Source organism: Brevundimonas sp. AAP58 (assembly GCF_001295975.1).
Classification (GTDB): domain Bacteria; phylum Pseudomonadota; class Alphaproteobacteria; order Caulobacterales; family Caulobacteraceae; genus Brevundimonas.
This window is the reverse complement of the sequence record NZ_LJHU01000093.1, coordinates 1-12,166: the sequence shown is the minus strand read 5'-3', so window position 1 is coordinate 12,166 and position 12,166 is coordinate 1. Positions and strand designations below refer to the sequence as shown.

12 protein-coding genes are annotated in these 12,166 nt (G+C 69.0%); 8 read left to right on the top strand and 4 right to left on the bottom strand.

The features are described 5' to 3' along the window. The 3 genes from IP78_RS11860 to IP78_RS11850 form a co-directional block, all read left to right on the top strand. The coding region (locus tag IP78_RS11860; RefSeq protein WP_054111888.1) for a glycosyltransferase family 39 protein at positions 1-1,120 on the top strand (1,120 nt) is incomplete at its 5' end. An 89-nt stretch (positions 1,121-1,209) separates the two neighbouring features. Continuing rightward, complete coding sequence (locus IP78_RS11855) at positions 1,210-2,355, top strand: twin-arginine translocation pathway signal protein (protein ID WP_054111887.1); 1,146 nt, start codon at positions 1,210-1,212, stop codon at positions 2,353-2,355. After that, entirely contained in the window at positions 2,352-2,801 is a 450-nt protein-coding gene (locus tag IP78_RS11850) for a MarR family winged helix-turn-helix transcriptional regulator (protein WP_054111886.1), read from the top strand. The genes IP78_RS11855 and IP78_RS11850 overlap by 4 nt, the downstream gene beginning before the upstream one ends. Positions 2,802-2,805: 4 nt before the next feature. Here IP78_RS11850 and IP78_RS11845 read toward each other — a convergent pair whose 3' ends face one another. Further along, complete coding sequence (locus IP78_RS11845; RefSeq protein WP_054111885.1) at positions 2,806-3,267, bottom strand: cytochrome c; 462 nt, start codon at positions 3,265-3,267, stop codon at positions 2,806-2,808. Positions 3,268-3,453: 186 nt separating this feature from the next. Here IP78_RS11845 and typA point away from each other — a divergent pair, with 186 nt between their 5' ends. After that, positions 3,454-5,286 carry a translational GTPase TypA gene (typA, locus tag IP78_RS11840; protein ID WP_054111884.1) on the top strand — a complete coding sequence of 611 codons (1,833 nt, stop codon included), beginning with the start codon at positions 3,454-3,456 and terminating at the stop codon, positions 5,284-5,286. A 251-nt stretch (positions 5,287-5,537) separates the two neighbouring features. Beyond that, entirely contained in the window at positions 5,538-7,331 is a 1,794-nt protein-coding gene (locus IP78_RS11835) for a von Willebrand factor type A domain-containing protein (protein WP_054111883.1), read from the top strand. 14 nt (positions 7,332-7,345) lie between these two features. Here IP78_RS11835 and IP78_RS11830 read toward each other — a convergent pair whose 3' ends face one another. Genes IP78_RS11830 through IP78_RS11820 form a run of 3 tightly spaced genes read right to left on the bottom strand, consistent with a single transcriptional unit; the run spans position 7,346 to position 9,024 of the window. Continuing rightward, positions 7,346-7,777 (bottom strand): hypothetical protein, encoded by a 432-nt coding sequence (locus tag IP78_RS11830; protein WP_054111882.1) that lies wholly within the window; start codon positions 7,775-7,777, stop codon positions 7,346-7,348. 46 nt (positions 7,778-7,823) lie between these two features. Then, on the bottom strand, positions 7,824-8,603 hold the full coding sequence (locus tag IP78_RS11825; RefSeq protein ID WP_054111881.1) for a HesA/MoeB/ThiF family protein: 780 nt from the start codon (positions 8,601-8,603) through the stop codon (positions 7,824-7,826). A gap of 31 nt (positions 8,604-8,634) precedes the next feature. Further along, complete coding sequence (locus IP78_RS11820; RefSeq protein ID WP_054111880.1) at positions 8,635-9,024, bottom strand: BLUF domain-containing protein; 390 nt, start codon at positions 9,022-9,024, stop codon at positions 8,635-8,637. A gap of 141 nt (positions 9,025-9,165) precedes the next feature. Between IP78_RS11820 and hslV the strand changes: the two genes are divergently transcribed. From hslV to hslU, 3 genes are all read left to right on the top strand, one after another. Further along, on the top strand, positions 9,166-9,732 hold the full coding sequence (gene hslV, locus IP78_RS11815) for an ATP-dependent protease subunit HslV (RefSeq protein ID WP_156320392.1): 567 nt from the start codon (positions 9,166-9,168) through the stop codon (positions 9,730-9,732). A 99-nt stretch (positions 9,733-9,831) separates the two neighbouring features. Next, positions 9,832-10,701, top strand: a complete 870-nt coding sequence (locus IP78_RS11810; protein ID WP_054111879.1) for a hypothetical protein — start codon at positions 9,832-9,834, stop codon at positions 10,699-10,701. 19 nt (positions 10,702-10,720) lie between these two features. Then, positions 10,721-12,019, top strand: coding sequence for an ATP-dependent protease ATPase subunit HslU (gene hslU / locus IP78_RS11805; protein ID WP_054111878.1), 1,299 nt, complete (start codon positions 10,721-10,723; stop codon positions 12,017-12,019). The last annotated feature ends 147 nt before the right edge of the window (positions 12,020-12,166 follow it).

Here is a 12,166-nt window from a genome sequence, read left to right as displayed (position 1 = left end):
GATGTCGACGGACCCGCCGCTGTTGCTGTTCTGGGCGCTGGCGTTGCTGGCCTTCGTGCGATTGAGGGCGGGGGGCGGCGTCGGCTGGGCCGTGGTGCTGGCGTTCGGGATCGGGCTGGGGCTGCTGTCGAAATACGCCATGCTCTACGTCCTCGGCGGTCTCGCGCTGGCGGCGCTGGTCGATCCGGAGACTCGAAAGACGTTGAAGCGTCCGGTCGTCTGGGGGGCGATCGCGGCGGGGCTGGCGATGCTGGCGCCCAACCTGATGTGGAACCTGGACAACGGCCTCGTCACGGTCCGGCACACCGGAGAGAACCTGAGCGACGGGGAGGCGGGCCTCGTGCTCGGGCGGTCGCTGGCCGACGCGGGGGAGTTCATCGCGGCGCAGTTCGGCCTGGCCGGGCCGGTGGTGTTCGCCGCTGTGATCCTGGCGCTCGCGCGGTGGCGGAGGTTGAGCGGGGCGCAACGCCTGATGCTGGCGTTCAGCGCGCCGGTGTTCGCCGCGGTGACGGTCGTGGCCTTCATGAACGGGGCCAACGCCAACTGGGCGGCGGCGGGGCTGATCGGGGCCTTCGTGCTGGCGCCGATGGTGTTGAAGGGCCGGTGGGGCCGTCGATGGCTGGCGGGGGGTCTGGTCTTCGGTGTGGTGGTTCAGGCGGTGCTGCTCGTGGGGGATGCGGGCGCGGACCGACTGCGGATCGGCGGCGAGCCCTATGAGCCGGTGCTGGGATGGAACGAACTGGCAGGGGCGGTCACCCGGCGGGCCCAGGCGGAGGGCGCGGGAACGGTCGTGGGCGAACGGCGGGGCGACGTGGCCCAGCTGACCTACGGACTGCGCGATGTCCCGGTTGATGTGCGCGCCTGGCCTGCGGAGATCGGCCGTCCTCCGCAGAACTATTTTCAGATGGCGCAGCCTCTCCAGGGGGGCGGCCCCGGGGCGGTGCTGGCAGTGTCGGCCTGTGCGGACCTGACGCGCTTTGAGCGCCGCTGGACCCGGGCCGACGTGGTCGAGACGGTGACGGTAGCCGCCGGACCGGGGGCCTTTCGCACCTACAGCCTGATCCGGCTGGAGGGACCCATCGGCCAGATCGTCGCTCCAGCCGCTTGCCCCGCAACCTGACATTCCCCGCCTTGACAAGTTAGATATCAAACTATAATTGTTCGACATCAAATGATCTGCATGGCGCGGGTCAGGGATGGAGAGCGGCGATGAAGCGGCGACAGTTTCTGGCCCTGGCGGGCGGCGGCGTGGTCCTGGCGGCAGGGGGCGGGGCAGCAGCCTGGCTGACGACCCGGACGCCCGAGCGGGCGCTGGCGCCATGGAAGGCGGCCGCAGAGTCGGAGTACGCCGATGCGCGGTTGCACGCGCTGAGCTATGCGATTCTGGCCCCCAATCCGCACAATCGTCAGCCGTGGATCGCGGATGTGCGCACGCCCGGCGAGGTGACGCTGAGGGTCGATACCGGGCGGATGCTGCCCCACACGGACCCCTTCAATCGCCAGATCACCATCGGCCTGGGCTGCTTTCTGGAGCTGATGACGATGGCGGCGGCGGAGCGGGGCGTCGGCGTGACCCTGGACCTGTTTCCGGACGGGGAGGATCCCGAGCGGTTGACGACGGACCGGGTGGCGGTGGCGCGGTTCGGTCAGCCGGGGTCGGCCCGGCCCGATCCCCTCTTCGCGCATGCGCTGGATCGACGGTCGAACAAGGAGCCCTATGATACAACGCGACCGGTCGACCCCGCCTTGCTGGCGCGGGTGCTGGCGGCGGCCCGGACGACCCCGGCGGCAGGGTCGGTCGACGAGGAGTCGATCCGCGAGCTGCGCGCCCTGACGCATGAGGCCCTGCGGATCGAGATCGAGACGCCGCGCACCTATGGCGAAAGCGTCGACCTGTTTCGCATCGGCCGGGCGGAGGTGGAGCGGAACCCCGACGGGATCGACTTCACCGGGCCGCTGTTCGACACGCTCGGCGCCGTGGGCGTGATGAATCGGCGGGCGCTGGCGGACCCGGAAAGTCAGATGTTCAAACAAGGGCTTGCGGCGGTCTTCGCCAACACCGACACGGCCATGGGGCATCTGTGGATGGTTACGGCCGACAACGGGCGAACGACGCAGATCACGGCGGGGCGGGACTGGGTCCGGCTGAACCTGGCGGCGACCCGCGAAGGGCTTGCGATGCAGCCCTTGAGCCAGGCGTTGCAGGAGTTTGCGGAGATGAAGCCGCTTTATGATCGCGTCCACGCGCGGCTGGCTCCCCAGGGCGGGGTGGTGCAGATGCTGGCGCGGGTCGGCTATGGTCCGAGGACGGCTCCCAGCCCACGCTGGCCGCTGAATGCCAAGGTGATCGTGTGACGGAAACGGCGAACGACGAAACCGGCCTGTTCACTGTCTTCAACGAGATCGGCATCATCCATCAGCTGGCCTCGGCGCTGTTCCTGAAGGTGCTGCCGGACGGGGTGCACATCGCCCACTTCGCCATTCTCAATCACATGGTGCGGCTGGGCGACGGCCGGACGCCGGCGCAGCTGGCCTCGGCCATGCAGGTGACCAAGCCGACCATGACCCATTCGCTGAAGGTGCTGGAGGGACGCGGCTTCATCGCCGTGCGTGCTGACGCCACCGACGGGCGGGCCAAGCGCGTGGCGCTGACCGAGGCCGGTCGCCGGTTCCGCGACGAGGCGATCGCGGCTCTGGAGGCCGGGATGGCGGGCATCGCCGATCAGCTGGACGACGGGTCCCTGCCGGAGACCGTGGAACGGTTGCGCCGCATCCGCCGGGTGCTGGACGCGGCGCGCTGAGCGCTTAGGACCGGTAGGCGTCGTGGCAGCTCTGGCAGGTCGCCCGCGTCGCGGCCCAGGCTTCGTTCGCGGCGGCCCGGTCATCGGCGGCGATGGCGTCGCGCAGGCGGGCGGTTGCGGCCTGATAGTCGGCGGCCTTGGCCTGGAAGCCGGTCCAGTCGGTCCAGATCTCGGGCTTGGCCTTGGTCGCGGGAACCGCGCCCGGGCCGGTGCCCGGCGGGAAGGCGATGGTCATGGACGCCGCCCAACGGGCCAGACCGTTGGAGGCGAAAGCCAGTTGCTGGAGCGGCACGCCGGCGTCGAGCCCCTGCTTGATGCCGCCGAAGGTGGCCGCCGACATGGCGAACGACGCCTGGCGGACCGAGACAATCTTGGCCGCGTCCTCCGGCAGGACCTCGTCCTGGGCCCCGGCGACGCCCGCGAAGCACATCAGGGACAGAGCCCCCGCGATCAGAATACGCTTCATCGACCCGCCTCCTGAAGGTTGAGAGGCGAGGCTGCGCCCGTGCCGTCAAGCTGTCAAACCGGGGGCCTATGGTCTTTCGGGCGGTCGCGCTGTAAGAGGCGCGCGCTCCCCGCAATGACGCCCCTGACCCAGCGGCCCCCGCACCTGTCGGCCGCCCTTTCGCATTGACAGATTAGAAACTCGGCCATGAACCTCCGCAACGTCGCCATCATCGCCCACGTCGACCACGGCAAGACCACCCTGGTGGACCAGCTGCTGGCCCAGTCCGGCGTGTTCCGAGCCAATGAGGCGACGACCGAGCGGGCGATGGACTCCAACGACCAGGAGAAGGAGCGCGGCATCACCATCCTGGCCAAGTGCACCTCGGTGCTCTGGAACGGCAAGGCGGGCGAGACGCGCATCAACATCATCGACACGCCGGGCCATGCCGACTTCGGCGGCGAGGTGGAACGCATCCTGGGCATGGTCGATGGCTGCGTCATCCTGGTGGACGCCGAAGAGGGCGTCATGCCCCAGACCAAGTTCGTCCTGACCAAGGCCCTGAAGATGGGCCTGCGGCCCATCCTGTGCATCAACAAGGTGGACCGGGCCCACGCCGATCCGGACCGGGTGCACAACGAGACCTTCGACCTGTTCGCCGCCATCGGCGCGACCGATGAGCAGCTCGACTTCCCGCACATCTATGCGTCGGGCCGCAACGGCTGGGCGACGCTGGACCTGAACCAGCCCAACGACAATCTGGCCCCCCTGTTCGATCTGATCGTGGATCACGTGCCGCCGCCGGCCGTGCAGGCGAACAAGGACAAGCCGTTCCGGATGCTGAGCGTGCTGATCGAGAGCGATCCGTTCCTGGGCCGCATCCTGACCGGCCGCATCGAGAGCGGAAAGGCCGTGCCGGGCATGGCGATCCATGCGCTGGACCGCGAGGGCAAGGAGATCGAGCGGGGCCGCATCACCAAGGTCCTGGCTTTCCGTGGCCTGAAGCGCCAGCCGCTGGACGAGGGCTCCGAGGCCGGGGATATCGTCGCCATCGCGGGCCTGTCCAAGGCGACCGTGGCCGACACCCTGTGCGCCATGGAAGTCACCGAGGCGCTTCCCGCCCAGCCGATCGATCCGCCGACGATCAGCATGACGGTGTCGGTCAACGACAGCCCCCTGGCCGGTCGCGAAGGCGACAAGGTCCAGAGCCGCGTCATCCGCGACCGCCTGCTGAAGGAAGCCGAGGCCAACGTCGCCATCCGCGTGACGACCACCGAGGGCGGCGATGCCTATGAGGTCGCGGGCCGGGGCGAACTGCAGCTGGGCGTCCTGATCGAGAACATGCGCCGCGAGGGCTTCGAGGTGTCGATCAGCCGCCCGCGCGTGGTTTATCAGACCGGCGAGAACGGCGAGAAGCTGGAGCCCATCGAGGACGTCGTGATCGACGTCGACGACGAGTTCAGCGGCATCGTCATCGAGAAGCTGTCGGCGCGTAAGGGCGAGCTGACGGACATGGGGCCGTCCGGCGCCGGCAAGACCCGCATCCAGCTGAAGTGCCCGTCGCGCTCGCTGATCGGCTATCAGGGCGAGTTCCTGACCGACACGCGCGGCTCGGGCGTGTTGAACCGCGTGTTCAGCCACTATGAGCCCTACAAGGGCGAGATCGCGGGCCGCCTGAAGGGCGTGCTGGTGTCCAACTCCGACGGCGAGACGGCGGCCTACGCCCTGTGGAACCTGGAGGAGCGCGGCGTGATGTTCGTGGGTGCCGGCGAGAAGACCTATCAGGGTATGATCATCGGCGAGAACAGCCGCTGGGACGACCTGGACGTCAATCCGATCAAGGGCAAGCAGCTGACCAACGTGCGCGCCTCCGGCAAGGACGAGGCCGTGCGCCTGACCCCGCCGCGCATCATGAGCCTGGAGCAGGCCATCGCCTACATCGACGAGGACGAACTGGTCGAGGTGACGCCGAAGTCCATCCGGCTGCGCAAGCAGGTGTTGAACCCGAGCTTCCGCAAGAAGCGCCAGAAGCCGGAGTAGGGGCAGGCCCCCGGACACGATGGAGATCGAGCCGTGAGGTGATGGCTCGATGTTCGCTCCGTTCGCTGTTCAGCCGTCCGCGCCTCGCGCACGCCTACATAATGCTCGCTGATCGCTGCCTCGTCGCTTCCGCCCAGGCTTGCGGCGCGCCCTGATCATAGCTGACGGCTCCCGCTGAGGCAGCGTCTCGCCACATTTTCGCCTTCCTTCGGCAAGCCTTTTGGCACCCTGGAACAACCGGAGGTCTGGCGATGGTCGTATCAACCCTGAAACGAGGTCTGGCCGTGGCGGTCGGCCTGGGGCTGGCTTTGCCGACCGGGGCCGCGACCCAGCCCGTGCAGAGCCGCACGGCCTATGCCCCCGGAGACGGCGCGGTCAGTCGGGCAGCCTGCGCGGCTGTCGGGATACCGCTGCGGTCGGCACCGACCGAAAACATCGTCGTCAGCGGCGCGCGGAGCCGGTGGGGCGGCTCGGCCCCGCCTGTGGCAATGCCTACGCCCCCTCCGCCGCCGCCTCCGATGGCACCGCCGCCTCCACCGCCGCCCGTCGGTGCCTATCTCGCCACGGCACCCGCGCTTTCGAACAGCACCGTCCCGGGCCAGCCGTCCGTTGCCACGGACACCGAACGCTATCCCGACGCCACGCCCAATCCGGTCCGGCGGGTGGCCGATGAGCCGGTCTCGACCTTCTCGATCGATGTGGACACGGCCGCCTACGCCAACGTCCGGCGCTTCATCTCTGATGGCGTGACCCCGCCGCGCGACGCCGTGCGGGTCGAGGAGATGATCAACTACTTCGACTACGCCTATGCTAGGCCCGCAAGCGCGGCCGAGCCGTTCGCGGTCGAGACGGTGGTGACGGATTCGCCCTGGTCGGTGGGCCGCCAGATCGTCCATATCGGCCTGCAGGGCTATGAGCTGCCGGAAAGCGAGCGTCGGCCGCTGAACCTGACCTTCCTGGTCGATGTGTCGGGATCGATGGATTCGCCCGACAAGCTGGAGCTGGCCCAGCAGGCCATGAACCTGATCATCGATCGACTGAGGCCCGAGGACCAGGTGGCGGTGACCTACTATGCCTCGACCGAAGGCACGGCGATCGGGCCGACGTCGGGGGCCGAGAAACTGAAGCTGCGCTGCGCGGTGGCGACGCTGAGCGCCAGCGGCGCGACGGCCGGAGCACGCGGCATGGTCAACGCCTATGAGCAGGCCGAGGCCGCGTTCGGCGAAGACAAGGTCAACCGCATCCTGATGTTCACCGACGGCGACTTCAACGTCGGTGTGACCGACGACCGGCGCATCGAGGACTATGTCGCCGACAAGCGCGAGACGGGGATCTATCTGTCGGTCTACGGCTTCGGGCGCGGCAACTACCAGGATGAGCGGATGCAGACCATTGCCCAGGCGGGCAATGGCACCGCAGCCTATGTCGACGACCTGAACGAGGCGCGCCGCCTGTTCGGCCCCGCCTTCGACCGCGGCGCATTTCCCATTGCCGACGATGTGAAGATCCAAGTGGAGTTCAATCCGGCGGTCGTGTCGGAGTATCGGCTGATCGGCTACGAGACCCGTCTGCTGAACGAGGAGGACTTCGACAACGACGCGGTCGACGCAGGCGAGGTCGGGTCCGGCGCCTCGGTCACGGCGCTGTATGAAGTCACGCCGGTCGGCGGGCCCAGCCAGATCCGCGACCGCCGCTATGAGGGCAATCGGCCCGAGACGACGGCCGGAGCAGGCGCGGGGTCGGGCGAACTGGGCTTCGTCCAGGTGCGCTACAAGCTGCCGGGCGAGGACACGTCACGGCTGATGCAGACGGCGGTGTCGGCGCAGGCCACGGCCCGGGTGCCCGAATCGACCCGCTGGGCGATGGCGGTCGCCGCCTTTGGCCAGCGTCTGCGGGCCGATCCGTGGATGAGCGCGGACTTCGACGAGGCCGCGATCCTCAATCTGGCGCAGGGTGCGCGGGGCGAGGATCCCTATGGAGAGCGGGCGGCGTTTGTGCAGATGGTGCGGGCCGCCGCCTCGTTGCCCCCGCGCCGGGAGCCGTAGGGGGCCGCTGACCGTCAGGCCGGGCGTAGGGTCGGTCCCCGAAAAGGCACGATCCGGTCCGGCCAGGGGTCTCCTGCGGCGTGAGCCGGGGAGGGGCGACGCACCCGGGAGGTCCGGCCGGTCCGCATGCGTTCGGCCACCTCGTCCGGGGGCGGAAGGGCATCATCAATGGCCAACCAATGCGTGATCGACGCCTCCGAGCATGAACGGGACAGTCGGGGCATGGCCTTGGCATGCGCGCCGCTGCTTCGATAGGCGACCATCGCGGCCTCATTGATCCATGCGGTCACGGTCCATAGCGCCGGGCCGGGGCCGGTCGCCAGATAGCCGCCAAGGAAGCCGGGCGCGCGCTCGATCTGACGACGGCTGCGCAGGGTGTGCAGGGCGATGGACGGGAGGTTCAGGACGCCTCGCGGCTTCAGTCGTGTCACCGAGATGAAGGCCATGACCGATCCGCGTTCCCAGAGCCAAGCACGCCAACCTAACAGTAGCTCAGCCTTCGGGGACACCCCGTGCCGGAGACTGGATCAAGGCGGAGGTCGAGCAGACGGGGCATCCCGGGTCGGCCGTGACCTCGACCGTCCGGCTGGTCGCCGACAGGCCGTCGTAGAGCAGGAGCCGGCCTGTCAGGGGCTCGCCCGCGCCGGTGACGAGCTTGATCACCTCCAGCGCGGCCATCGATCCGATCACGCCCGCCAGAGCGCCCACGACCCCGACGCGGGCGCAGGTCTCCGCGTCAGGCGGAAGGTCGGGTACGAGGCAGCGATAGCAGGGGCGGCCCGTGAAGACGCCGACCTGACCGCTCCAGCGTCCCAGGGCGCCTGAGACAAGCGGGATGCCGGCGGCGACGCAGGCGGCGTTGACGGCGTGGCGGACGTCGAAGTCGTCGGTGCCGTCCAGCACGACATCGGCCCCGGTGATCAGGCGGGCGGCGGTCTCGGCGGTCAGGGCCTCGGGCACGGCGTGGAGGCGGACGCCCGGGTTGAGCGCGGCGAGGCGGCGTTCGGCGACCTCGACCTTCAGCCGGCCAGTGTCGACGGTGTCAAACAGGACCTGACGCTGGAGGTTCGACAGGGACACGGTGTCGGGGTCGATGATCCGAAGCGTCCCGACGCCCGCGGCCGCCAGATAGAGGGCGGCCGGAGACCCCACGCCGCCCGCGCCGATGACGGCGACCGTCGAGGCCGCGAGCTTCTGCTGACCCGGCCCGCCGATCTCGGACAGGACCAGATGGCGGGCGTAGCGTTCGACGTCTTGGGGAGAAAAGCCCATGCCCCTCAGTTAGGGACGCGGGCGGACTTCGTCACGCGGCCTGTTTCAGCTCGACGATCCGGTCGGCGTGATAGGCGGTGATCTGGGCCATGTTGGTCAGGCCGATGGCCTTCATCATGGCGCAGGGGTCGTCGCACAGGCCCATCGGCTCCGGGAACCGGCGCTCGGCGACCGGCTTGTCCGAAACGATGCGGATGTTGTTCAGGCGGCGGTCGTCCCTGATGCGGCGCATCAGACGGTCGACATCCTGGCGCGACCCCTCGATGCCCTGCAGGCACCAGCCGTCGTGGAACATCACGGCCGAGGTGATGTTATCCCGGCGGTTGTTGACGGTGGCCGCGCCCAGGATCTGGGCGAGCGACAGGGTCGATGCGCCAGTCGAGCCGACGGTTTCGGCAGCGTAGATCAGCCTGTAGAGCACGGCACGTCCCCTCAAACGCGATGTATCGGTGTAACTGTGCATATGTAACCGATTACAATGGTTACATTGTGGCAGAGGTGCGGCCTTGTATTTGCAACGGTTTTGCGTCGCCGGGGCTTGTCGCGCCCCAATTCGGACGCCATGTCGACGGCCATGAGCGAGCAGACGACGACCGGCCCCGGCTGGCATGGCACGACGATTCTGGCGGTCCGGAAGGACGGCCGGACGGTGATCGCGGGCGACGGTCAGGTCTCGATGGGGCCCACCATCGTCAAGGGCGCGGCGCGCAAGGTGCGGACGCTGGCGGGCGGCAAGGTGCTGGCGGGCTTCGCGGGCGCCACGGCGGACGCCTTCACCCTGATCGAGCGGCTGGAGGCCAAGCTGGAGCAGTATCCCGACCAGCTGGCGCGCGCCTGCGTCGACCTGGCCAAGGACTGGCGCACCGATCGCTACCTGCGGCGGCTGGAGGCCATGCTGCTGGTCGCGGACAAGGCCAGCATCTTCACCGTGACCGGTGTCGGCGACGTGCTGGAGCCGGAATATGGCGTGGCTGCGGTGGGGTCGGGCGGCAACTATGCTCTGGCGGCGGCGCGGGCCCTTCTGGACAACACCGACCTGGACGCCGAGGCGATCGCGCGCCGGGCCATGGCGATTGCGGCCGATATCGACGTTTACACAAACGGCAATCTGACGATCGAGACACTCTAGGCCGTCAGGAATGGTCAGGGCGCGCGGACCCGCATTGCGTCGATTTCACGGGACATCGCAACCGATCCGGGCATGAGTGAGCGGGCTGGAGACGACCCCATGCCTCGCCTGATCGCCATCATCGCCGCTGCCTGGCTGTTCGCCGGGCCCACCCACGCTCAGACCGCCGATCCCGAGCCGGTGATCGCCGCCGAGCGCGCCTTCGCGGCCGACGCCCTGACGATGGGGGTCGACCGGGCGTTCCTGAAGTGGGCCATGCCGGGCGCTGTCCTGATCGCGGGTGGATCGCCCCAGCCGGTCGAGGACCTGTTCGACGAGGGTGCCGTGTTCGATCCGGCGACGCGGCCGCTCGTCTGGTGGCCCAACTGGGCGGGGATCGCCGCGTCCGGCGACCTGGGCTTCACCACGGGCGGAGTCGAGGTGAACGGCCGACGCACCGGCCACTATTTCACGATCTGGCAGAGGCAGGCGGACGGGACCTGGCGCTGGGTCTATGATGGAGGCGTGCCGTCCAGCGCGGCGGATGTGCCCGGCCCCGAGAGCGAACTCCAGATCCTTGCGACATCGACCGTCGCGCCGAGTTCGGCCGAGGCCGCGCTGGGAGAGCTGAGGGCGGTGGAGGCCGTGCTGGCGGCCGCGGCGGCGGGAGACCAGAAGGCGGCGCATCTGTCGCTGCTGGCTCCGGACGGGCGCCTCTACGTTGGCGACCTGCCGCCGGCGATCGGTCAGGCGGCGTTCCCCGCGGCTCTGGACGCCTGGCCCAAGTCCTTCGACCTCAGCCCCCCGCTCGGCAGCGGAGCCTCGGCGGCCGGGGATCTGGGCTGGACCTACGGTCGGGCGCTCTGGAAGGACGGCGATGCGAACGGCAGCGGTTACTACGTCCACCTCTGGCAGAAGCGGGAGACGGGGTGGGCGCTGGCCTTCGCCAAGCTGATCGTCGATCCGCCGGCCCCTCCCGCTCCGGGCTGAGCCGCCCTATGTGCGTGGGATGACAGACCTTTCCCCTCGCGAGATCGTTTCCGAGCTCGATCGCTTCATCGTCGGCCAGGAGGACGCCAAGCGCGCCGTGGCCGTGGCTCTCAGGAACCGCTGGCGCCGGAAGCGCGTGGCCGATGAGCTGAGGGACGAGGTCACGCCCAAGAACATCCTGATGATCGGGCCGACCGGGGTGGGCAAGACCGAGATCGCGCGGCGCCTGGCCAAGCTGTCGGGCAGCCCCTTTCTGAAGGTCGAGGCGACCAAGTTCACCGAGGTCGGCTACGTCGGCCGCGACGTCGACCAGATCATCCGCGACCTGGTCGAGGCGGCTTTGCTGATGGTGCGCGAGCAGAAGCGGGTCGGCGTGCGGGCCAAGGCGGAAGCAGCGGCCGAGGAGCGGATTCTCGACGCCCTGGTCGGGCCGGGTTCGCAGCCGGCGACGCGCGATGCGTTCAGGAAGAAGCTGCGCGCCGGCGAACTGGACGACAAGGAGATCGAGGTCCAGATGGCCGAGACCGCGCCCGCCGTGCCGGGACTGGACCTGGGTGGTCAGAACGTCGGGCTGATCAATCTGTCGGAGATGCTGGGCAAGCTGGGTGGGCAGCGGACCAAGCCGGTCAGGACGACCGTCAAGGCGGCGCTTGCTCCTCTGATCACCGAGGAGAGCGACAAGCTGCTGGATCAGGACAGCCTGGCGCGCGAGGCTGTGGCTCTGGCCGAGAACGAGGGTATCGTCTTCATCGACGAGATCGACAAGGTCGCCGCGCGTCAGGACCGCGGCGGGGCCGATGTGTCGCGCGAAGGCGTGCAACGGGACCTGCTGCCCCTGATCGAGGGGACCACGGTCTCGACCAAGTACGGGCCGGTGAAGTCGGACCATGTGCTGTTCATCGCGTCCGGCGCCTTCCACGTCGCCAAGCCGAGCGACCTGTTGCCCGAACTGCAGGGCCGGCTGCCGATCCGGGTCGAGCTGAAGGCCCTGACGCGGGATGACTTCGTGCGCATCCTGACCGAGCCGGAGGCCAATCTGATCCGCCAGAACCAGGCCCTGCTGGCGACCGAGGACGTGACCTTGAGCTTCACGCCCGACGCGGTCGAGGCGCTGGCGGACGCGGCGGTCGCGGCCAACTCGGCGGTCGAGAACATCGGGGCGCGGCGGCTGGTGACGGTGATCGAGCGGGTGCTGGAGGAGACCTCGTTCAAGGCCTCGGACCTGTCGGGCCAGACGGTGGCGTTCGACGGCGAGGCGGTGCGGGCGCGGGTGGCGGAGCTGGCCAGGAACGCGGACCTCAGCCGGTTCATTCTCTAGCGTCCTTCTCCCCTTGCGTGAGAAGGTGGCAGCCGAAGGCTGACGGATGAGGGGTACGAGGACGCGCATGCGCTGTGTCAGGAAGCCCTCTCTCTCGACCGAGTTTCACCCCTCATCCGGCCCTCCGGGCCACCTTCTCCCGCAAGG